The organism is Pseudanabaena yagii GIHE-NHR1, from assembly GCF_012863495.1.
GTDB classification, from domain to species: Bacteria; Cyanobacteriota; Cyanobacteriia; order Pseudanabaenales; family Pseudanabaenaceae; genus Pseudanabaena; species Pseudanabaena yagii.
The window spans coordinates 3,495,301-3,518,267 of record NZ_JAAVJL010000001.1; the positions used below are offsets into that span (position 1 = coordinate 3,495,301).

The following is a 22,967-nucleotide window of genomic DNA, read 5'->3' on the forward strand; positions in this document are numbered from 1 at the left end:
GGTAACATAAGTATAAAAATAGTTGCAAAATTTATGGCACGAATATTAGTCATCGAAGATGAAGACTTAATTCGAGATTCTCTTGAAGATTTACTCTTAGTTGAAGGTTTTGAAGTGATTACCGCCGAAAATGGGGAAAAAGGCGTATATCTAGCAAGTCAAAAACAACCTGACTTAATTTTATGTGATGTCATGATGCCCATACTCAATGGCTATGAAGTTCTAGAGCAGGTGCGTCAAGATAAGGAGCTTAGTACAGTTCCCTTTTTGTTTTTGACCTCTATGGTAGATCGCCATAGCAATCGTAAGGGTATGTCACTGGGAGCTGATGATTATCTCGAAAAGCCTTGCACAAAGGATGAATTGCTAGCGGCGATCGCTGTTCGTTTGGGGAAACAAAAAGTGATCGAGGAACGCATTGAGGAAAAGATGAATGCCTTGCGTAGCAGCATTACGTTATCTTTACCCCATGAGTTACAGACTCCACTTTCAGGAATTATGGGACTATCCGAACTCCTGATGATGCAAAGTGAAGAAGTCACTGCCTCGGAGGTTTATGAATATGCTAACGGTATTCATCGTTCTGCCGAGCGTCTCTATCGTCTGATCCAAAACTATTTGCTCTATAGCAAGTTATTGCTGTTGCGATCGCAAGGTCAGCCCAGATTCACTGCTCAGTATCCCTGCAATAGTTTTGTCGTCTTTAGCAATATTGGCGATCGCAAGGCTAGAGAATATGAGCGCCTAGAGGATTTGGAGCTAGACATTACTGAAGTTGATTTAAGAATGTCATCCGAAGATTTAATTAAAATTGCCGATGAATTAATTGACAATGCGTTTAAATATTCCTCCCAAGGCACTAAGGTCTGCTTAAGCAGTTATGTCACTGATGCACATTGGGTATTGACAATCAAAGATCATGGACGGGGGATGACAAAAGCGCAAATTGCGAATATTGGTGCATATATCCAGTTTGAACGCCGATTTTACGAACAACAGGGGATGGGATTAGGTTTGGTCTTAGCGAAAACTTTAGTAGAGTTTTATGGCGGTAATATCAATATTCACAGCGAAGAAGCCTTAGGAACCAGCATCTGCATTGCCATACCTCTTTAAAATGGCGTTAATATACCTGACGCACCCCCTCATCCCCCAACCCCTTCTCCCGCAGGAGAAGGGGAGTAAGATATTTTTCTTGTTTTCCTCTCCTGCGGGAGAGGGGCTAGGCGATGCACTGAGCCTGTCGAAGTGGGTGAGGGCAAAGAGTTCTTTGGTGTGTCAAGTATATGAATACCTTTAAAATACGATGGTGAGGGCTTCGCCTGTGCCACATACACTCAAAACTTAGTAAATTACTCATGCTAAATAGGTAAGAATAGGCGGCACGAAGTGTCGTCCATTCTTACCACAATATTGCGTAAGTTCTACAGCGCTTTGCTCTCAAAACCAAACCAAGATATTTTCTAAAAAGCTTGCGAAGCAAGCTTTTTAGAAAATATCTTGTGGTTCGTTTGATCGAAAATTGCTGTAAGGCTCTTGCGGATAAAAAATGTCCCACCAAAGTTGTCTAGCTTCGACTGCGCTCAGCTAACGTTGGCTGAGCGTAGTCGAAGCCATAGATACTTTAACTAATAGCAAGTCCCTTAAGGTTAAAAGTAAGAGATTGGAGTCGCATCGTGACTCCAATCTCTTGACTGATATGATCTACGTTAGATCCATATAGTCAGAAATAGCAAAATGTCGGTTGTCCCATCCCATCGCAAGGCAAAGGGTCTCGCAGATGTCCAGCGTCGCCCCGCCAAAGAATTGTGCAGTGAATGTGGTCTCTGTGATACCTATTACATTCATTACGTCAAAGAGGCTTGCGCGTTTATCACTCAGCATATTGATGAACTAGAGACGCAATCCCATGGGCGATCGCGTGATCTCGATAATGAAAAAGAGCTTTATTTCGGTGTGCATCAAGAAATGATCGCTGCACGTAAAACTGAACCGATCGAAGGGGCGCAATGGACAGGCATTGTGTCTACTTTGGCGATCGAGATGCTCGAAAAAGGTTTAGTCGAAGGCGTGGTCTGTGTGCAGTCTAGTGCTAGCGATCGCTTTAAGCCCCAGCCTGTGATTGCCCGTACCCGTGAAGAAATTTTGGCGGCGCGGGTCAATAAACCGACGCTTTCGCCCAATCTCTCGGTGTTAGAGCAGATCGAGCATTCAGGGATCAAGAGGCTTTTAGCGATCGGTGTCGGCTGCCAAATCCAAGCCCTGAGAACGGTCGAGAAAGAATTAGGCTTAGAAAAGCTCTATGTACTAGGGACACCCTGCACCGATAACGTCACGCGAGAAGGATTACAGAAATTTCTGGATACCACTAGCCGATCGCCTGAAACCGTAGTGCATTATGAATTCATGCAGGACTTTAATGTGCATTTCAAACATTCCGACGGTTCGACGGAGTTAGTGCCATTTTTTGGGTTAAATACTAAGGAACTCAAGGATGTATTTGCCCCATCCTGCATGACTTGCTTTGACTACACCAATGCCCTCGCGGATATTGTCGTTGGCTATATGGGTGCAACCTTTGGCTGGCAATGGATCGTAGTGCGAAATGAGACTGGCAAAGAGATGCTGGAGTTAATCAAGGATCAATTACAAACTCAGCCAGTCATCTCTAATGGCGATCGCCGCGCCGCAGTGCAGCAAGGCATCTCGGCATACGATCAAGCCGTAACTTTGCCAATTTGGTTAGCTTGGCTCATTAGTTTTGTCGTGAATAAGATTGGTCCTAAGGGTTTGGAATATGGACGTTTTTCCATCGATTCCCACTTTGTCCGCAATTATCTCTACGTGCGCCGCAACTATCCCAAAAAGCTAGAAGCCCACGTCCCCGAATTTGCCAAGCGAATTATTGCTCAGTACCAGTTACCAAAAGTATAAAAAAGCGGCGCATTGCGCCGCTTTTTTATAGCACCTAACAATCTGTTAGGTATTAGGCATTTTCAAAATTCAAAAATCCCTAACAGCCTGCAAGGTGACGATCGCTCTTTAAGCACCTAATCTAAGTACATCGAAACAAACAAGTTATTCATGACTTAATTAAAAAGCTTGATTAGTTCAGGGCAAAACTATGACTACCGCAGCACTCACTATCGAATCCGACATTCCCACTCAGTCGAGCATCACCACGCATAAGGTACGTGAGTTTTCGGCGGCAGACAAAACCACAACCCTCGAATTACTCAAGCAATATCGCAAAGCACCATCAGCATACCTACGCGATCGCATCGTGCGCTTAAATATTGGTCTCGTCAAAAAAGAAGTACATTTTTGGGCAGATCGTCACTCGGAGCTATATGACGATTTATTACAAGTGGGGGCATTAGGTTTAATCGGCGCAGTTGATCGCTTTGAACTCAATCGCGGTTATGCTTTTAGCTCCTTTGCCGTTCGCTACATTCGCGGTGAAATTCAACATTATCTACGTGACAAAAGCTCCTCAGTTCGCATCCCTCGCCGTTGGCTAGACTTGCAACAGCAATCAATACGTGTGATGCAAAAGTTACGCAATACCTTACAAAGAGAACCTTCTGCACAGGAAGTTGCTAATGCACTAGGAATCACATTGATTGAATGGCAAGAAGCAAAACTTGCTTGTCAAAATCGCGCTCCTTTAAGTCTTGATGCTCCTATCCGTTCCGAAGAAGAAGATGCAGCTTCCATTGGCGATCTTGTCGCTGATCCTAAGAGCAATTTGCAATCGCAACAGGATGAGAAATTCCGTTTACATCAAGCTCTATCACTTTTAGAGCAACGTACTAGAGAGATTGTCGAGTTTGTCTTTATCGAAGATATGCCTCAAAGGGATGTGGCAAAGATGTTGGGGGTAAGTGCTGTCACAATTTCCCGTCAACTCAAAAAAGGCTTATCAACTTTACGCTGTGTATTAGAAGCTGAAGCTTGCTAAAAGAGAAGGGGCGCTTTGCGCCCCTTCTCTTTTAGTTGAATTGTTCTGCCCAATTGGAAATCCAATTGAGGGTTTTATGCACGAGTTCGGGAGTTTCGGCTTCGCAATAGAGACGCAGCAAAGGCTCAGTACCACTAAAGCGCACTAATAGCCAACTGCCATCTTCTAAACGGAACTTAAAGCCATCGGGAGCCTGAGCATCGATTACTTTTCGTCCTGCAATTTCTGTTAAAGAGAACTGTTGAAGCGTAGCCACTAACTTCTCACGGGCTGCCATCCCTGAAAGCTTCTTATCGATGCGATCGTAATGGGAGAAGAAATTCGTTTGCTTTTGCAAGTCGCTATACAAAACGCTCAAATCTTTGCCTGATTGGGCGATCGCTTCCAATACATATAGAGCCGAAAGCAAGGCATCACGTTCTGGAATGTGATTGCCATAGCCAACGCCGCCAGATTCTTCGCCACCTAATAGACAAGGGACTCCCGACAGCATTCTCTCAGCAATATATTTGTAGCCAACAGGAGTTTCGTAAACAGGCAAATCAAAGAGAGCCGCGACTTTAGGCATCAAATCGGAACCGCTAATGGTTTTAATCAATTCGCCTTTAAAGCCACGATTTTTGGCGAGATGTTCTAAGAGAATCGGAATCAGAATTTGCGAACTCAAGAAATTTCCTTCGCTATCAGTCGCCGCAATGCGATCGGCATCACCATCAAAGACAAAACCTACCAAAGTTTTTTCAGGTTGCTCATAATGATAGGTTTTAACCTGACGGAAGAGATCGGCGATATATTTTGGTAATGGCTCAGGTGCGCCACCACCAAAGAGGGGGTCACTATCACTATTGATTTCAATCAAATTAGTTTGGACATCGGCTGGCAATTCTAAAATTCTTGCTAAACCACTTGCGGCGGCTCCATGCATCACGTCTGCAAATACCGTCAACTTTCCCAGCGAAATCGCCTCTTTAATCGCCTCAATATTTACCTTTTCACGCAAGGCTTGGCAATAACTTTCCCATGCATCAAAAGTCTCAATTTTGCCCTTCTGAGGAGTTTCATAAACAAAGTCGCCACGTTCCAAAATTTCTTCAACCTTTGCCGTGATATCTGGCGAAACCGATCCACCAAATGCACCTTTGATTTTTAATCCTGAATAATTCGCTGGATTATGACTGGCGGTAATGACTAAAGCTCCTAAAGCCTTGCGATCATAAGCTGCCCAACTAAAAGCAGGAGTAGGCGCAAAATCATCGGCAAGAAGTACGTCAAATCCGATCGCAGCTACGACCTCGGCAGTACGTTTGGCAAAAGTATCAGACATGAATCGGCGATCGTACCCAACAATGATCGTATTGCTGCCTGATTCACCAAAGGTTTCACGCAAAATATGGGCGGCGATCGGGGCAACTGCTGCTAAGCGATCGAAGGTAAAGTCATCAGCAATGATACCTCTCCAACCGTCAGTGCCAAAGCGTATGGGGGGATACAATGGGAATTTGCCTTGCATAAGCCTTTTAAAATTTCTTCTAGCTAAAGTTTATCGTGAATTCCCATTAAGAACCCAGAATTTATGGCAATCCTAAATGTTTTGTAGAAGTGCACCCCAAAGGGGTGCGCTTCTACAAAAAACAAAAATCTACAAATGATTTAGGACTGCTATAAGAAAAAAGAGAGTAAAATTGTAGCTTGCCAAATTGATGAACAAGCTGACGGCGCTGTGCGATCTGTATGCAATCTGACTATTTAGAACGAATCCTCAAAGCTCGCGTGTATGATGTCGCGCAAGAATCTCCCTTAGAATATGCTCCCAATTTATCAGCAAGGTTAAATAATCGTCTGTTGCTAAAAAGAGAAGATATGCAATCAGTATTCTCTTTTAAATTGCGTGGTGCTTATAACAAGATGGCACAATTACCGCCCGATTTATTGGCTAATGGAGTGATTGCCGCTTCCGCAGGAAATCATGCACAGGGAGTTGCCCTCAGCGCTCGCGAACTTGGCACTAAAGCAATTATTGTCATGCCTGTGACTACACCACTAGTAAAAGTGAATGCGGTAAAAATGCGGGGTGGGGAAGTAGTCTTGCATGGTGATACCTACGATGATGCCTATGCCCATGCCCGTCAACTAGAAGCAGAAAAGCATTTAACCTTTATCCATCCCTTTGATGATCCTGATGTCATTGCAGGACAGGGAACGATTGGGATGGAGATTTTGCGCCAATGTCAGAAGCCAATTCATGCAATTTTTGTAGCGATCGGTGGTGGTGGCTTAATTTCAGGGGTGGCAGCCTATGTCAAACGCTTACGCCCTGAAATTAAAATTATTGGGGTAGAACCGAAAGATTCTGATGCGATGTCCCGATCGCTAGAGGCAGGACATCGAGTTCGCCTCGATCAAGTAGGACTATTCGCCGATGGTGTGGCAGTGCGTGAAGTTGGGCAAGAAACCTTTCGCCTTTGTCAGCAATATGTTGATGAGATTTTATTAGTCGATACGGATAACACCTGTGCTGCGATTAAGGATGTTTTTGAAGATACACGCTCGATTTTAGAACCTGCTGGCGCTTTAGCGATCGCTGGTGCAAAGGCTTATGTCGAACGTGAAGGAATCGAGGGGCAAACTCTCGTAGCGATCGCCTGTGGTGCAAACATGAACTTCGATCGTTTACGCTTTGTTGCGGAACGGGCGGAACTTGGTGAGCATCGAGAAGCCATTTTTGCGGTGACAATTCCTGAACAGGCAGGCAGCTTACGAAAGTTCTGTGGACTTTTAGGTAAGCGCAACTTAACCGAGTTTAGTTATCGCATCGCCGATCAAGAAATTGCCCATATTTTCACAGGTATTCAAATTGTCAATCGCGCTGATGCTGCCAATCTAGCTAAGAATTTTGCGGAAAATGGATTTACGGCAATTGAAATTACAGATGATGAATTAACGAAACTGCATTTGCGGCATATGGTCGGAGGGCGATCGCCTCTTGCCCATAATGAACTACTCTATCGCTTTGAGTTTCCTGAGCGTCCGGGAGCCTTAATGAAGTTTGTCGGCTCGATGAGTCCTCATTGGAATATTAGCTTGTTCCATTATCGAAATAATGGCGCTGACTACGGCAGAATCGTTGTGGGTGTGCAGGTTCCCCCTACAGAAATGCAAGAATGGCAAGCATTTCTCGATACCCTTGGCTATCGCTATTGGGATGAAAGCCAAAATCCTGTCTATAAGCTATTTTTAGGCTGAGTTTCATAAAAAAAGCACCACCTAAAGGTGGTGCTTTTTTTATTATGAAATACGCAATAGTTCCACATCAAAAATCAAGGTGGCATTAGGAGGAATAACTCCACCTGCTCCACGAGCGCCATAACCAAGGTCTGGAGGAATAATCAAGGTACGGCGATCGCCAACGCGCATATCTGCCAAACCTTCATCCCAGCCCTTAATTACCTGACCAACGCCAAGCTTGAAGGAAAAAGGACTATTGCGATCGCGAGAACTATCGAACTTAGTTCCATCTTCGAGCGTACCTGTGTAATGTACAACTTTGCGCCGTGCGAGGCATGGCATAAATAGCTATAAAAAAGAGAGAAATTTTTACGGTTCTAATCTAGTAGAAGAGCATTTTCAATCTTACATTCTGCTGATAGAGGAAGAAAAAATAATAAAGTGGCGAATTTTTAAGGTAAGTAATGCCCAACAAAAAGTATTAGAAATTAAAGATTGCAAAAGTAAAAACCTTATACTAAAATTCCCATAGGAATAGGATGGTAAAAAATAGCATTTAATAATTTTAGTAATCCGAAGGAGCACCTTTTTAACTTTGTTGGAAAGATAATTTCGTATGACTAATCAGCGATTTTATAGATATGTAGAGATGAAAATTTTTAATTTCTTATATCTATTACATCTGTTTATCTATTATCTCTATTTATAAGTACTGTCCTTTTTAAAGAACATACCCTAATTGTATGTCTTCTCATCAAGAATTTAGATCATTTTCAATACATTTATGAGGTATTTATGCCCGAGTATTATTTATTTTTTCTAGTTCGACACCAACATATGGGTGACCCATCAAGCATATGCTCTAAGCTTGATAAATCAAGTGATATTTTAAAGTGTCTTCCTGATGAATTATATTTCAACGCAGGCGAGCACTCAAGGGGGCATTACATGATGTCAGAACCTTTCGTTACTCCTGATCCTCAAGGGTTTGCTCAAGAATTTTCTCACAAACTAATTGCGCTTGCAGAGACTGACAAACAAGTGAAAAAGATACTGAGTTTTGAGGTAACAGGAATAGAACTACAACAGCGGTACAGCATGAACACTTGGAATATCTCATTTCCCAAATTTAGATTTGGATCGGAGGACTTTTGATTTGGATCGGAGGACTGATTATTTGCTTCGTGGGCGTACATGACAAAGCTTATACCGTTTCTCAATCTCAGTTTTTTTGCTCTCTTACTCGAAAGTTGCTAGTTCGAGATCACATACATCAAATTAAGATGATTAAAAAATTTGCAGCATAAATCCCTGCAATAATCAAAAAAGCACCACCTTTAGGTGGTGCTTTTTTGATTATGAAATACGTAATAGTTCCACATCAAAAATCAAGGTGGCATTAGGAGGAATAACTCCACCTGCGCCACGAGCGCCATAACCGAGATCGGGAGGAATAATCAAGGTGTAGCGATCGCCAACGCGCATATCTGCCAAACCTTCATCCCAGCCCTTAATTACCTGACCAACGCCAAGCTTGAAGGAAAAAGGACTATTGCGATCGCGAGAACTATCGAACTTAGTCCCGTATTAGAGAGAACCAGTGTAATGTACAACTTTGTGCCGTGCGAGGCATGGCATAAATAGCTATAAAAAAGAGAGAAATTTTTACGGTTCTAATCTAGTAGAAGAGCATTTTCAATCTTACATTCTGCTGATAGGCTGATAGAGGGAGAAAAAATAATAAAGTGGCGAATTTTTAAGATAAGTAATACCCAACAAAAAGTATTAGAAATTAAAGGTTGCAAAAGTAAAAACCCTATACTAAAATTCCCATAGGAATAGGATGGTAAAAAACAGCATTTAATGATTTTAGTAAGTTAAATTAGTACCTTTCTAACTTTGTTGGGAAGATAATTTCGTATGACTAATCAGCGATTTTATAGATATGTAGAGGTGAAAATTTTTAATTTCTTATATCTATTACATCTGTTTATCTATTATCTCTATTTATAAGTACTGTCCTTTTGAAAGAACATACCCTAATTGTATGTCTTCTCATCAAGAATTTAGATCATTTTCAATACATTTATGAGGTATTTATGGCCGAGTATTATTTATTTTTTCTAGTTGAACACGAACGTATTATGCCTTACCTATCAAGCATATGCTCTAAGCTTCATAAATCAAGTGATATTTTAAAGTATCTTCCTGATAAATTATATTTCAGCCCAGGCAAGAACTCAAGGGGGCGTTACATGATGTCAAAACCTTTCGTTACTCCTGATCCTCAAGGGTTTGCTCAAGAATTTTCTCACAAACTATTTGAGCTTGCAGAGACTGACGAAAAAGTGAAAGAGATACTGGGTTTTCAGGTAACAGGAATAGAACTACAACAGCAGTACAGCATGAACACTTGGAATATCTCATTTCCCGATTTCCCGGACTTTACATTTAGATAAAGTTTATACCGTTTCTCAATCTCAGTTTTTTGCTCTCTTACTCGAAATTTGCAGCATAAATCCCTGCAATAATCAAAAAAGCACCACCTTTAGGTGGTGCTTTTTTGATTATGAAATACGTAGTAGTTCCACATCAAAAATCAAGGTGGCATTAGGAGGAATAACTCCACCTGCGCCACGAGCGCCATAACCAAGGTCTGGAGGAATAATCAAGGTACGGCGATCGCCAACGCGCATATCTGCCAAACCTTCATCCCAGCCCTTAATTACCTGACCAACGCCAAGCTTGAAGGAAAAAGGACTATTGCGATCGCGAGAACTATCGAACTTAGTCCCGTATTAGAGAGAACCAGTGTAATGTACAACTTTGTGCCGTGCGAGGCATGGCATAAATAGCTATAAAAAAGAGAGAAATTTTTACGGTTCTAATCTAGTAGAAGAGCATTTTCAATCTTACATTCTGCTGATAGAGGAAGAAAAAAATAATAAAGTGGCGAATTTTTAAGATAAGTAATGCCCAACAAAAAGTATTAGAAATTAAAGATTGCAAAAGTAAAAACCTTATACTAAAATTCCCATAGGAATAGGATGGTAAAAAATAGCATTTAATAATTTTAGTAATCCGAAGGAGCACCTTTTTAACTTTGTTGGGAAGATAATTTCGTATGACTAATCAGCGATTTTATAGATATGTAGAGGTGAAAATTTTTAATTTCTTATATCTATTACATCTGTTTATCTATTATCTCTATTTGTAAGTACTGTCCTTTTGAAAGAACATACCCTAATTGTATGTCTTCTCATCAAGAATTTAGATCATTTTCAATATATTTATGAGGTTTTATGGGTTATTATTTATTTTTTCTAGTTCAAAACGAACATATGAAAAGTGAACCATCATGGATATGCTCTAAGCTTGATAAATCAAGTGATATTTTAAAGTGTCTTCCTGATTATTTACATTTAATGGGAGGTAAACACAAATCAAGGGGGAATTACATGATGTCACAGCCTTTCGATACTCCTGATCCTCAAAAGTTTGCTCAAGAATTTTCTCACAAACTAATTGAGCTTGCAGAGACTGACGAAGAAGTGAAAGAGATACTGAGTGAGGTAACAGGAATAGAACTAAAACAGCTGTACAGCATGAACACTTGGAATATCTCATTTCCCGATTTCCCGGACTTTACATTTAGATAAAGTTTATACCGTTTCTCAATCTCAGTTTTTTGCTCTCTTACTCGAAATTTGCAGCATAAATCCCTGCAATAATCAAAAAAGCACCACCTTTAGGTGGTGCTTTTTTGATTATGAAATACGTAGTAGTTCCACATCAAAAATCAAGGTGGCATTAGGAGGAATAACTCCACCTGCGCCACGAGCGCCATAACCAAGGTCTGGAGGAATAATCAAGGTACGGCGATCGCCAACGCGCATATCTGCCAAACCTTCATCCCAGCCCTTAATTACCTGACCAACGCCAAGCTTAAAGGAAAAAGGACTATTGCGATCGCGGGAACTATCGAACTTAGTTCCATCTTCGAGAGTACCTGTGTAATGCACAACGACGGTATCGCCCTTCTTAGGTGTTGCACCTGTACCAGCAGTGATTACTTGATATTTAAGCCCAGTGCCAGTTTCTTTGATTTCGGAATCACTCATATTAATTAAAGGTGCTTCTGCTATTTTTACTTCTGTTTGATTTGGTACGCCTGTGGAGGGTACACCTGTAGACACACTAGCAACTGCGGTCTGTGCGCCCGTAATTTGGGCAAATACAATGACCAATACAGCGACTGCCATAATGCCAAAGCTAATCAAAATTCCTTTCAAGGCTATATCTCCAATCAATTACGTGATGACTTCGCTTTTGGCATCTTATAACAATTACAGTGCTTTGCGCTGAAACCAGAACCAATAAATTTTTTGAAAGTGTTACAAAGTAACACTTTCAAAAAATTTATTGCGATTTTATGTAATGCGAGTTCAGCATAATTTAAAAAGGCGTTGAGAGAGGGTTTGCGTAGCAAACCCTCTCTCAACGCCCATAATCGAAAGACTTACTTCGCAAGTCTTTCGATTATGGGCTTATAAAACTTAAAAGATTAACCAGAACTGACTTTACTTAGTTCTCGAAAAATCAACAAATAGCTCATAACAAAAAAGAGTTCGCGAAGCGAACTCTTTTTATAACTATGCCAGGAACGAGATTTGAACTCGTGACACGTGGATTTTCAGTCCACTGCTCTACCAACTGAGCTATCCCGGCTCGGCGCTTTTTTTAGCGCTTGATTAAGATAACACTATTTAGGATTTTCAAGCAATAGTTTTTTTAAAATTGTCTAGAAATTTGGAGCATTTCCCCAAACAAGAAGCCAGACCTCAGGTCTGGCTTCTTGTTTATGAACCTGTAACTAGCCAAAACACTGATCGCAATCCATCGCGCAACGATTTTGTAGGGTTTTCTGACTTAATCGTTGAGGGAATGGTGACGGGGTACATTTCAATACCGCGACTACCTAACACAATTTTGCCAATCACTAGAGCACGGGGCATATGAAAATCCGATGTAATCACATATACATCCGTAATATTACGTTTCTGAAGCTCCGATACCATAATCGTAAAGTTAGAAACAGTATCCACAGCCCGATAATCCAAATGGATACGACTACGATCTACCCCTGCGCTATCAAACACATACTGAGCATATTCCTCTGGACTGCCTGATGATACAAAGATTGGCAATTTAGGATGTTGTAAAGCAAATTGAGCAGCAAACTTTTCGCGGGTAGGAGAACCGCCTAATACTAAGATCGCCTGTGGCTCTCTTGTAGATGCACTGGCAATGATTGGGGGTAAGCATGGCAAACCAAAGATCATGCACCCAGACCCAATTAACCCAGATAAGGCTGTCATAGAACTTCTACTATGGAATGGGTTAATCATCATCATTCTTGTGTTGCAAACCAGCAAAATATTATCTGCATGATGGAACAATATGCAACAAGATATTTCTAGATTTTTGATAGCTACACCCGAAGGGTGTAGCTATCAAAAATCTAGTTCACGTCTGCCCTCGATCGCTTTGGCGAGTGTTACCTCATCTGCATATTCTAAATCACCGCCCATAGGAATACCAAAGGCAATTCGCGTAACTTTTGTAAATGGTTTTAATAAGCCACCGACATATAAAGTAGTGGTTTCTCCTTCGACACTAGGCGCGATCGCCATAATTACCTCAGTGACTTTATTGCCACTAACGCGACGGACAAGGCTTTGGATATTGAGTTGATCGGGACTAATGCCATCCATTGGTGAAATGAGACCACCGAGCACATGGTATTTACCTCGATATTCGCGAGTTTTCTCTAGAGCAATGAGGTCACGGGAATCAGCGACTACACAAATAATCGAATTATCGCGACTAGGATGGGCGCAAATCTCGCAGATGGGTTCCGCCGATAAATGTCCACATACGGTGCAACTACCCACCTGTTGCTTGGCTTGAATTAATGCTTGAGCAAGGGCTTCGATCTCTTCAGTGGGACGCTTGATGATATGAAGGGATAAGCGTTGAGCAGTTTTTGCCCCCACTCCGGGGAGACGCTGCAATTGTTCGATGAGATTAGCGAGAGGTCGAGTATACAAAACAGCGAAGACATAAGGTAACGTTACTAATTTTAACGTTACAGCGCTTTGCTCCGACTTGAATCACAGAGAGATTTTTGAAAGCGCGGCAAAGCCACGCTTTCAAAACACTTTATTGGTTGGTTTTGACAAAGCGACTTTGTAAATCATAGGCTTCGCGCTCCATGAGATTATTTTCGTACTTTTGCTTAGCGCGTTTATATTCCACAAAATATTGATAGCCGAATTGATCTAAGCCACCATTCTGAGCGCATTGGCGCACATGTACCATTTCATGGGCAATGATTCCTAATTGTTTTAGATCTTCGGGTTGATAGGGATCGCGTAAATAAATGCGATCGCAATAGGTTTGGGCGATCGTCTCTACTTTGCCAAAATGAACTGCAACATTGCCTAAGATCCAGCGATCCATCATTTGCGCGTCATAAATTACTGTCACCCGATCAAGATAATCAATGAAGTACCGACGTAGATAACGTTTTTGTACATTATCTAAAGGTTTGCCTTCACCATTTTTAGAGCGCATCGTTCTTGCCGCCGCTTGATAAGCGATCGAGCCTGCCTGTCCCCAAGCCTCCTCGGCTAGGGTAGATTTTGCCTCGGAATTAGCGAAAAAACTCACATCCGAAAGCCCTATCAGCGCTACTACTGATAGGGTTAACAAAATTAAAAAGCTAATTCTCCGCAGACTATTCATAGGTTTCTAGATAACTAGACAAATAGAGGCGACGCAAAGCGAAACCTCTACCTATTATGAATTTTATGAATTTGGATTTAATTCGTTAGAAACAATTACTACAGTAATGTTGTCACGTCCGCCGCGTGTCTTGGCTGAATCAATCAAGGCTTCAGCAGCTTGCTGACAATTACGAATGCTTTTGAGTTGATGGGTAATGCGATCGTCGCTCAGTTCCTCGGTCAAGCCATCACTACAAATCAAAAAGCGATCGCCTGGTTGCCACTCAATTTCACGGGCAGTAATCGATTTGAGATCTTCACGTCCCAAGCATTGCAAGAGCATATGTCGCCAAGGGTGGCTTTTGGCATCATCAGCATTTACCACCCCCGTTTGAATCGCACGCGCAATCCATGTATGGTCATCGCTAATTTGTTCCAGCTTTGCACCACGTAAGCGATACAAGCGCGAGTCACCAATATGACAAAACCAAGGCTGATCATCGCGAAAGAGGAGTAAAACAACCGTTGTCCCCATATCCGATCGCACAGGATTAGCCATTTGATCATTAATAATGGCTTGATTTGCCTTGTCGATCGCATCCTGCATCAGCTTTTGGGGATCTGTCTCAGCATCCCAGAGAGATTCTAGACAAGCTCGAATGGAATCTACAGCAATCTTACTTGCTACTTCCCCCCCTGCGTGTCCTCCCATGCCATCGGCAACTACAAAAAATCGCCCATCTGGATCGATATAGTAAGAATCTTGGTTGGCTGATCTCACACAGCCCGTATCGGTTGCTCCCGCAAATAGACGCTTCATGTTAGGTGGTTCGACTCGACGTATTTAATTGACCAGTTCTTCTACCGCAATCTTTAGTTTAACCTTCACAGGCAAAAACTACAGTAATATTCATAAACTATCATCAAAATCAAATTTAGTATTTGCAATGCTTAAAGTATTGCAAATACTAAATTTGATTTATAAGGAAATCATCGTTCAGGACGATCAATTCGCGATAGTAATCGTAATAAAACTAATACAAAAACTATGGCAAAGAGTGTTGCCACAATCGCGGGAACAAACCAGCCATTGACCAATAAAAGGGTGGCACATAGTAAACAAGTTGCTCCCAAGAGTGCATAAATTGCACCAATACCTACATTACTAAGGCGACGCAGGAGGCGATCGGTTTCTTGAGATTTAATTCTGACGCGAATATCACCACGATCAAGCTTAGCAAGGGTGTCATCAATGCGTCGAGGTAAAGCGATCGCGGTATTACTTACCTGTGCTGCCTGTCTGCCTAGTTCACCGAAAAAAGCGGTGGATAAATTACCTGATTCCTTAGCACTACCATTTTCCATAAGATTTGTTGCGTAGGGTTTTGCGACTTCCATAAAGTTAAAACTAGGATCGAGTCCTTTACCTAGACCTTCAAGGGTTGAGAGCGCTCTCATCACAAAGGTAAAGGTAGCAGGGAAACGAAATGGTTGGTCATAAGCAATATCGTACAAATCATCACTAATAGCAGCTACGGATTGCTTATCCATAGGTTGCCCCATAAAGTTGTCGAGCATATACTGCACCGATCGCCGAATTGGTCCAATATCACCCTTAACTTCTAAGGCTCCTAGATCGATCAGCGAGTTCACTACTGCCTCCGCATCTTTTTGGGCGATCCCGAAGAATGTGCGGAGCAACTTGTCACGAGTAATCGTTTGGATTTGCCCCATCATCCCGAAATCATAGAAAATCAACTCTCCTTTACCAGTGACTGCTAAATTCCCAGGATGGGGATCAGCATGGAAAAAGCCATGATTGAGCAATTGTTCAAGATATGATTCCGCGCCAATCCGAGCGATGATTTTGCGATCGATCCCTGCGGCTTCGAGAGCATCGTAGTTACTCACCTTGATCCCCGGCATATATTCCAGCGTGAGCACTCGTCTAGAGGCATAGCGCCAATAAACGCGGGGAACCATAATGCGGCGATCGCCTCGAAAATTGCGGCGAAAGGTGTCAGCATTACGACCTTCATTGAGATAATCAGCTTCCTCGTAGAGAATTTTGCGACACTCTTCATAGATACCAACCCAATCACGCCCCCGACCATATTTAGGATGATTTTGGAAATATTCCGCAATTTTTTTGAGAATCCCTAAATCGATCGCAAATAATTTTAATAATCCCGGACGTTGTACCTTGACAACGATTTCTTCACCCGAATGCAATTGCGCCTTATGTACTTGTCCTAGGCTTGCGGCGGCGAGGGGAATGGGATCAAAGTAAGCAAACATTTGCTCGACTGGTTTACCTAAGTCTGACTCAATAATTTGCTTGGCTTTTTCAGCAGTAAAGGCAGGAACCTTATCCTGTAACTTTGATAGTTCCTCGACAGACTCCGTTGGCAAAATATCAGCACGGGTAGAAAGCAATTGCCCAACTTTAATAAATGTGGGACCAAGTTGCAGCATTGATTCGCGTAGCCAGATCGCCCGTTGACGAGTGCGTTTTTTAACCTTGGCTTCAGTCTTGCCCCCGACATAGCTCCATTTTTTACCGTCAATCCAGATCATCCAAGAAAAGGTAAGAACAGTGCGCCAGATGTCTATGGTGCGGGCGAGTTCAGAGTAGTTGTCACGACTCCAGCGATAATTGGGTTCAGAAGATAAAGCTGACACGGCTCACTAACGATGGAAGGACTGCTAAAACTTGTAACAAACCTTTACATCTTAACCCGAATATTTACACATTTTAATATTAGAAAATAAGTGTATATCCATCGAGAGAGTTTGCCCCCAAAAGCACAAACTCTCTCGATGGATGATGCCTTACAGCAATTTTCGATCAAACGAACCACAAGATATTTTTTGAAAGGCTTGCGAAGCAAGCCTTTCAAAAAATATCTTGGTTTGGTTTTGAGCACAAAGCGCTGTAACTAAACTTGGTCAGATCCGACAGCGCGATCGCGTCCCAGTTCTTTCGCTTTATAGAGTGCCCGATCAGCCCTGATCAACAAATCTAAGCTAGAACCATCTTCAACGGTCATTGTTGCAATTCCACAGCTCAAGGTCACAATGTTACTGGTCTTCGAGCTTTTGTGAGGAATATTTAATGACCGCACATTCATGACAATTCTCTCAGCAACAGATAAGGCTGCCTCAAAATCAGCATCAGGAAGCACAACAGCAAACTCTTCCCCCCCATATCTTCCCGCTAACTCACCACTTCGCACCGATTTAGCAATAGCACTAGCAACCTGTTTTAAGCACAAATCCCCCGATTGGTGTCCATAGCTATCGTTGTAAAGCTTGAAATGGTCGATATCACAGAGAATTACCGACAAATCTTTTTTGGTATTGAAGTTTTTATGGAGAAAGCGATCGAAATAGCGACGATTAGCAATTTGGGTGAGTTCATCGATATTTGAGGCATAGCGAAATTTTTCACTTAAATAAATGATGGAAATAACGCTACTGAATAGAAAGGAGAAGACAGTGGGAACTATGGGCAGCCATAGGCTCAGTAAAAAGGATAGGTAGCTAATTACTAACAGTCCAAAAACTGATATTGAAAGAAAAGTGATGATCCCAATAATGAATTGGCTTTTACCCAGACTACCTAGTCGCAGAAAGCTGGAAATCCCATTAACACCTACGAAAGAACTCAAGAGTACTAGTATGCCTTCTATCCATTTGGGGCTAGTTTGCAAGAATGGTCGTCCATTAATTGCTCCATTCACAATTTGCGATATCAAGTTGGCATGAATATAAACCCCAGGAATCTTGCCATAGGGTGAGAGAAAGAAGTCGCGTAGACTTTCAGCAGTAGAACCAATCAAAACGATGCGATTTTCAAACAAATTTTGAGGATATTTACCAGCTAAAACATCGGTCATCGAAATTGACTGAAAACAATCCGTCCGACAACGATAATTCATCAGAGTTTGATAGCCGCCATCATCAGTAAATTCATACCCCGATTGGTAAGGTAAGATTTTGGCTTTACCAAGAGTAACTGCGCGATCGCTACCTGTACTAATCTGAGGGGATATATTTTCAGCCCGTAGATATTGCAAGGCGATCTTGATTGCAAAACTGTAAACTATTTCCCCGCCGTCCTTTTCCACTGATAGCAAGCCCCGTCTTACTATCCCATCCTCATCAACCATCACATCCACAAACCCAACTTGCTGATCGTAACTAATGTAATTAGGTGGCGACACACTGGGTTGAACAATTTTTTCGGCAACAATCAGATTTGGAGTAGATTGCAAAACACTTTTTAGCTCCTCAAAGCCTGAATCTACAGGTATATTACGGTATACATCCAATCCAATGACCCTAGGTTTGCCATTCCGCACCTTAGTAATCATCTTTGCTACTACCGCATCAGAAAATGGCCATTTCCCAATTTTAGAAATATCCACATCATCAAAGGTAATCATAACAATTCGCGCTTCCATTCCCTCAGAAGCGCGAATTTGAAAGAATTTATCTAATAAATTAGATTCTAGTAATTCAAATATGCCCGTTGTCTGTGCTGTAAAGATAATGATGGCGATCAGTATAGCTAGTGCAAATATACTACTTCTAAATCTATTAGCAGCACTGACAAACTTATTTAAGACGCGCAATAGGTTCAACTGATTGAAGTCCTTGATCTTTTAGCAATTTTTCCCAAGCTTTCGTTATTACTTGGGTATCAGGAGATTTCTCTCGACGCAATCTATTGAGATCACTGACCATGTCATACCAAATACCATTTTCGCCATATAAGGCAACTTTCTCCAGAGGTGAAGATGATTGCAGCTTAGAAGCAAGAGTTGGTGATTTAGTAGTCCGTTGAATCCAGCCTTCAATGGCAGGGCTATCTGGTCTGAGAGATTTTCCACAGATAACTACCATTGTCCACTTATATGTTTTATTTGCAACTAATTCTGGTGCATCACTAGGCATTTTAATAGCCACAATTCCTGTATCTGATGGAAAAGGTAAGAAGGTTTGATAAACTAGCTCACCATCATCACTTTTTAAGCTAAATAGCATTTGCTTAGCTGAAGTTTGCGCTTTATATATCAGGAATTCGGGATGGCTAGAGACTGTTAAGCCAAAACTTGACTGTGGCAAGATCGCTCCAGTTTGGACATCGGATTTTGAGAGATCATTTAAACAGGTTTTCCCGTCACGAGTGGCAGCACCAGTTGTTGTTTTAGGTGTACCTTGCTTAGGTGGCTTAAAAGAAATGCTCTCTGATGTAGGTCTGGCGAAACTATTCGGGTCTAAGTTAGGGATTGAGACTACCGAAAGTGGTAGTAAAACAAGTGTGAGGCATGTCAGACATATTTTATGGTTCATAAGACAGATGTAACGTATTCAAAATTATATTTTTAGCTTTAATATCAATCTAAAGATTAAGATTTTTAGCTATTTAAGAACTTTCACTAGCTCTAAAGTCTTGTATTTTTACTAGCTTCTTAAAAGGCTTCTGGAAATTGTTTATTCAACATGGTCTAAGCATCATAAATCATTTTCAATAGTTTGCCTAACGAACGAAACGCGAAAAATGATTGAATAATTTATGAGGCTTTAGCGTTTAAATTAATTAAAAATTACATTCGCCTTTTATAAATACAATTATAGCTATTTAAAATAGATTGGATACATCGTAAAGTTATACAAAAAGTATAGTTTGGTTATATTGAATATTTCTTTAATCCCAAATCTAATAGTATTTCTGACTCATTGCAGGAAATACAGAAGATCATCTTACCCAATTTGTTTATATATTTACACACAGCAGTTTTTGTCAAGGAAATTCCTAATTAAATCTTTAAAATGTTTTATAAATAACTCCTAAATGATGCCAGCTATCACTATTTTCTCATATTAATAGCGTCATTATCTTTGCATAGCCATCCTAGTCCATGATAGGAATGAAATTGTCGGAAAAATATATTGCAAATCAGAATTATTTTATTTATATAGCAGTCCTAAATCATTTGTAGATTTTTGAGTTTGTGGAAGCGCATCCCGAAGGGGTGCGCTTCCACAAACCATTTAGGATTGCTATATAACAGTCCTAAATCAGTTTTAAGAATCATTGGCTTCGACTTCGCTCAGCCATCGTATGGTTTGGCTGAGCGAAGTCGAAGCCACTCACATCTCATTTACAGCGCTTTGCGCTCAAAGCCAAACCAAGATATTTTCTAAAAAGCTTGCGAAGCAAGCTTTTTAGAAAATATCTTGGGGTTCGTTTGATCGAAAATTGCTGTAGGATTGCTATAGCCAACTACCAATTAATACAAAAGCTGCCCAATAGTAGGGATGTTGGTATTGACGATCTTTGAGGATAGAGATTTGTGCTTCTTGTAATGCTTCAGCTCTGGAGATATTTGCTTGTTTGAGGAGAATGTCATAAAAGTTGGACATTAACATACTGGTTGAAAGATCATTCACAGCCCATAGGCTGCCAATAGTACTCCTTGCACCCGATCGCAAAGCTAATCCTGCTAGTCCTAAAGTCGCATTGGCATCACCTTCGGCAGTTTTACAAGCACTGAGAATGAGCAGTTCTAAGGGATGGCTCCGATTGTTGGTGCGATCGCGCAAAAAGTTATAGAAATCAGGAATGGTTAAGCGATCATCCCAAGCCAATATAAATGTTGAGTCTGGATTGGAGCTGAATTGACCATGTGTTGCCAAATGTACGATGGAGGTATCTTGCTTGGTTAGCCCTTGTTGGATCTTCGATTTAGTGAAATTAACATCTAGCTCTGTTTTCGTCGGAATTTTGAGAGCAATTTGTGCGGCTTCTAACTTGACTCCTTCAAGACCGACAAAGCCTTGGCGACTTTCAGTCAAGCCACCTAACCAGACACTCAGTTGATTACGATCTAAAGGCTTTGCTCCCAACAATTGTAAGCCCGGAGTTAAAGCCATACGATATTTCTCGATCGCATATTGTTTGCCATCATGCAGGGCTGCCATCGGCAGATTTCGCAAGGAGCTATCGAGCACGAAGACCAGATTTTTGATTTGCTTCTCTACTAGGACTGGCTCCACAGGACGAATAATCCAATCGTAAAGTTTTTGAGAAACCTTTAAACGTTCGCGATCCGAAAATGCGGGGTTAAGGGATTGGAGATATTCGTTGGCAGTTTTTTCTAAGTCTGCCTGAGATACTTCTATGGCGTGATACCTCAATGGGGCATTCGGAAAAGAGGTAATAATCGCTAAGCGATCGCTCAAAACCGTGGAATATAGAACTGCGGAACTCAAGTCAATGGCATCGATCTGCTGAGGTATAACATTCAAGCAAGCTGCTCGAAAGTAATTTTCCAATTCCACAACTTGCAAGGATTCTAGTGTCTGACGAGCTTGTTTGAGATTCTCTTGGGTTGGATGTTCGCTGCGTAATAGTAAAGAAACGAGTTCGCGATAGATCGGTTCGATGCGATCGCGAAAGGCAAACTGAACTTCTGGGGCTGTGGTGATCAGTTCTCGCCTTAGGGTTTGGATACTCTGTACAGCTTGCACATAGGAGGCGATCGCGCGATCGTATTCACCCTGTTGCTTTAAGACCCTGCCCGAAAGCCATTGCCAACGATAAATGAGATCATCGGCATTTGACTCTTGAGCTAGTACCAATGCACGTTGGGCAAGCTTATTCGCATCAGCTAATTGGCGATTTTGTTCATAAAGTATACCTAGCTGACCGATCGCAAAGGATTCGGATCGGCGATCTTGTAATTCCTGTGCTTGACGGATCGCAATGGTTAGAGAATCCGCAATTTTGGATGAACTAATAAATTGTGGAGTTTGAGTATTGTTTTGAACCAATTTGGTTAATTTAATTAAACTATCGGCAAGATTGACCCGTAGATAAATGCTGCGCCGACTAGGTTGAAGATTCACGAGTTGCGGCTCGATCTGTTGCCACAAAGTTTGTACTTCGGCAAGGCGATCGCTTTCGATGAGCAGACTGATCTGTACTGCTTGAGCTTCTAGTCGCAAGATATTACTAGGAGCCAGCTTTGCCGCTTGTTCATAGTTTTTTAATGCCGATTCATAATCTTTAGTTAGTCGGAAATTATTGCCTAAGTTGAGCAGAGTAGAACTACTTTCTAAAGAGTTATTGAGCTGCTGAGAGATTTCTAAACTCTTTTCCAAAATCTTTTGCGACTGCGGCAGATCCCCAAGGGTCTGCAAAGTTGTGCCTAAGCTACGCAATACAACCGCTTTGAGGATGGAGTCAGGTTGTTTTTGCAGGCGCAGGGCGATCGCCTCTAACTGTTCACTTGCTTGACGAAATAAACCTAAAGCTTGCAGGGCTTGAGCCTGATTGGTGAGGCTACCTAATTGACCAATCTCATCACCAATTTGAGTATATTGCTCTACAGCCATCTTCCAACTTTCGAGAGCCGCTTGGGGCTGCCCCTTAGCAAGTTGCAAGCTACCTTTATTGTTACTAATCCTTGCCGCTAGCTCTATGCCATCTTTTGTAGTTGATGACTGCTTGTTGAGTAAATCTAAACTTTGGGCGATCGCTATTTCCGCTTCTTGCCATGATCCTAAATCCTGATACGCAATCGAGAGATAGCTAAGACAAGCAACTTCATTTAACTGATTTTGGGAACTGGAATCGGTACGTTGGCGATCTCGATAGATTTGGAGCGCCTCTTTCCATGCTGCCACCGCCTGCACCAGTTGACCTTCAGCATAGAAGCGATTGCCATCCTCCATTAATGTGTCAGCAGACTGGGCTAATGGAGCTATCATCACTTTTGCTGGATTATCCTGACGCTGCTGATTTGTAGCGATCGCAGGTTGCCCGATGGCGATTACTAAGCAAACTGCGATCGCCGCAAGCAAGCCCAAACCTAGCTTATATTTTTTTCTTATTCTCCGCCAGAGATTTTGAGAAGTAGCGATCGTCGGTTTCATAAACTTTTAGATAGATTGTTTGATGGAAAAATTTGAGAAATGATTGT

Annotated in this window: 17 protein-coding genes, 1 tRNA gene and 3 pseudogenes; 7 read left to right on the forward strand and 14 right to left on the reverse strand. The window is 41.7% G+C overall.

Features of this window, described 5'->3' with window-relative positions; all coding sequences use genetic code 11:
• Positions 1-33 precede the first annotated feature (33 nt).
• The 3 genes from HC246_RS15960 (at position 34) to HC246_RS15970 (ending at position 3,961) form a co-directional block, all read left to right on the forward strand.
• On the forward strand, positions 34-1,116 hold the full coding sequence (locus HC246_RS15960) for a hybrid sensor histidine kinase/response regulator (RefSeq protein WP_169364246.1): 1,083 nt from the start codon (positions 34-36) through the stop codon (positions 1,114-1,116).
• A gap of 621 nt (positions 1,117-1,737) precedes the next feature.
• Entirely contained in the window at positions 1,738-2,934 is a 1,197-nt protein-coding gene (locus HC246_RS15965; protein ID WP_169364247.1) for a Coenzyme F420 hydrogenase/dehydrogenase, beta subunit C-terminal domain, read from the forward strand.
• Between the two features lie 190 nt (positions 2,935-3,124).
• Complete coding sequence (locus HC246_RS15970) at positions 3,125-3,961, forward strand: sigma-70 family RNA polymerase sigma factor (RefSeq protein ID WP_169364248.1); 837 nt, start codon at positions 3,125-3,127, stop codon at positions 3,959-3,961.
• A gap of 31 nt (positions 3,962-3,992) precedes the next feature.
• Here the strand turns inward: HC246_RS15970 and HC246_RS15975 are convergent, their stop codons facing one another.
• A complete protein-coding gene (locus tag HC246_RS15975) occupies positions 3,993-5,471 on the reverse strand; it encodes a phosphoglucomutase/phosphomannomutase family protein (RefSeq protein ID WP_211167723.1) in 1,479 nt (492 codons plus the stop codon).
• A 221-nt stretch (positions 5,472-5,692) separates the two neighbouring features.
• Between HC246_RS15975 and ilvA the strand changes: the two genes are divergently transcribed.
• On the forward strand, positions 5,693-7,204 hold the full coding sequence (ilvA, locus tag HC246_RS15980; RefSeq protein ID WP_169364249.1) for a threonine ammonia-lyase, biosynthetic: 1,512 nt from the start codon (positions 5,693-5,695) through the stop codon (positions 7,202-7,204).
• Positions 7,205-7,246: 42 nt separating this feature from the next.
• On the opposite strand, the pseudogene HC246_RS15985 reads toward ilvA, so the two are convergent.
• Positions 7,247-7,504, reverse strand: a pseudogene (locus HC246_RS15985) (FKBP-type peptidyl-prolyl cis-trans isomerase); the annotation flags it as partial.
• Between the two features lie 477 nt (positions 7,505-7,981).
• Between HC246_RS15985 and HC246_RS15990 the strand changes: the two are divergent.
• A complete protein-coding gene (locus HC246_RS15990; RefSeq protein WP_169364250.1) occupies positions 7,982-8,341 on the forward strand; it encodes a hypothetical protein in 360 nt (119 codons plus the stop codon).
• A gap of 201 nt (positions 8,342-8,542) precedes the next feature.
• On the opposite strand, the pseudogene HC246_RS15995 reads toward HC246_RS15990, so the two are convergent.
• Positions 8,543-8,800 (reverse strand): annotated as a pseudogene (locus HC246_RS15995) (FKBP-type peptidyl-prolyl cis-trans isomerase); the annotation flags it as partial.
• A 485-nt stretch (positions 8,801-9,285) separates the two neighbouring features.
• Here HC246_RS15995 and HC246_RS16000 point away from each other — a divergent pair.
• On the forward strand, positions 9,286-9,645 hold the full coding sequence (locus HC246_RS16000; RefSeq protein WP_169364251.1) for a hypothetical protein: 360 nt from the start codon (positions 9,286-9,288) through the stop codon (positions 9,643-9,645).
• Between the two features lie 108 nt (positions 9,646-9,753).
• Here the strand turns inward: HC246_RS16000 and HC246_RS16005 are convergent.
• Positions 9,754-10,011 (reverse strand): annotated as a pseudogene (locus HC246_RS16005) (FKBP-type peptidyl-prolyl cis-trans isomerase); the annotation flags it as partial.
• Positions 10,012-10,527: 516 nt separating this feature from the next.
• Between HC246_RS16005 and HC246_RS16010 the strand changes: the two are divergent.
• Positions 10,528-10,845, forward strand: coding sequence for a hypothetical protein (locus tag HC246_RS16010; protein WP_169364252.1), 318 nt, complete (start codon positions 10,528-10,530; stop codon positions 10,843-10,845).
• 108 nt (positions 10,846-10,953) lie between these two features.
• On the opposite strand, the gene HC246_RS16015 is transcribed toward HC246_RS16010, so the two are convergent.
• The 10 genes from HC246_RS16015 to HC246_RS16060 all read right to left on the reverse strand — a co-directional run bounded on the left by HC246_RS16015 (position 10,954) and on the right by HC246_RS16060 (position 22,920).
• Positions 10,954-11,478 carry an FKBP-type peptidyl-prolyl cis-trans isomerase gene (locus HC246_RS16015; RefSeq protein WP_169364253.1) on the reverse strand — a complete coding sequence of 175 codons (525 nt, stop codon included), beginning with the start codon at positions 11,476-11,478 and terminating at the stop codon, positions 10,954-10,956.
• A 363-nt stretch (positions 11,479-11,841) separates the two neighbouring features.
• Positions 11,842-11,914, reverse strand: a tRNA-Phe gene (locus HC246_RS16020).
• 131 nt (positions 11,915-12,045) lie between these two features.
• Positions 12,046-12,564, reverse strand: coding sequence for a YdcF family protein (locus tag HC246_RS16025; RefSeq protein WP_225902966.1), 519 nt, complete (start codon positions 12,562-12,564; stop codon positions 12,046-12,048).
• A 135-nt stretch (positions 12,565-12,699) separates the two neighbouring features.
• Positions 12,700-13,296 carry a recombination mediator RecR gene (gene recR, locus HC246_RS16030; RefSeq protein WP_169364255.1) on the reverse strand — a complete coding sequence of 199 codons (597 nt, stop codon included), beginning with the start codon at positions 13,294-13,296 and terminating at the stop codon, positions 12,700-12,702.
• A 112-nt stretch (positions 13,297-13,408) separates the two neighbouring features.
• Positions 13,409-13,993: a DUF4157 domain-containing protein gene (locus HC246_RS16035; RefSeq protein WP_169364256.1), complete on the reverse strand. Its 585-nt coding sequence runs from the start codon at positions 13,991-13,993 to the stop codon at positions 13,409-13,411.
• Between the two features lie 63 nt (positions 13,994-14,056).
• Positions 14,057-14,794: a Stp1/IreP family PP2C-type Ser/Thr phosphatase gene (locus HC246_RS16040; RefSeq protein WP_169364257.1), complete on the reverse strand. Its 738-nt coding sequence runs from the start codon at positions 14,792-14,794 to the stop codon at positions 14,057-14,059.
• Positions 14,795-14,964: 170 nt separating this feature from the next.
• Positions 14,965-16,656 carry an ABC1 kinase family protein gene (locus HC246_RS16045; protein ID WP_169364258.1) on the reverse strand — a complete coding sequence of 564 codons (1,692 nt, stop codon included), beginning with the start codon at positions 16,654-16,656 and terminating at the stop codon, positions 14,965-14,967.
• Between the two features lie 257 nt (positions 16,657-16,913).
• Entirely contained in the window at positions 16,914-18,620 is a 1,707-nt protein-coding gene (locus tag HC246_RS16050; RefSeq protein ID WP_169364259.1) for a CHASE2 domain-containing protein, read from the reverse strand.
• Complete coding sequence (locus HC246_RS16055; protein ID WP_169364260.1) at positions 18,595-19,332, reverse strand: DUF928 domain-containing protein; 738 nt, start codon at positions 19,330-19,332, stop codon at positions 18,595-18,597. Before HC246_RS16055 ends, HC246_RS16050 begins: the two co-directional genes overlap by 26 nt.
• 924 nt (positions 19,333-20,256) lie before the next feature.
• The gene (locus HC246_RS16060; protein ID WP_169364261.1) at positions 20,257-22,920 is read right to left on the reverse strand and encodes a CHAT domain-containing protein; all 2,664 of its coding nucleotides are present in this window, start codon (positions 22,918-22,920) and stop codon (positions 20,257-20,259) included.
• Positions 22,921-22,967 lie beyond the last annotated feature (47 nt).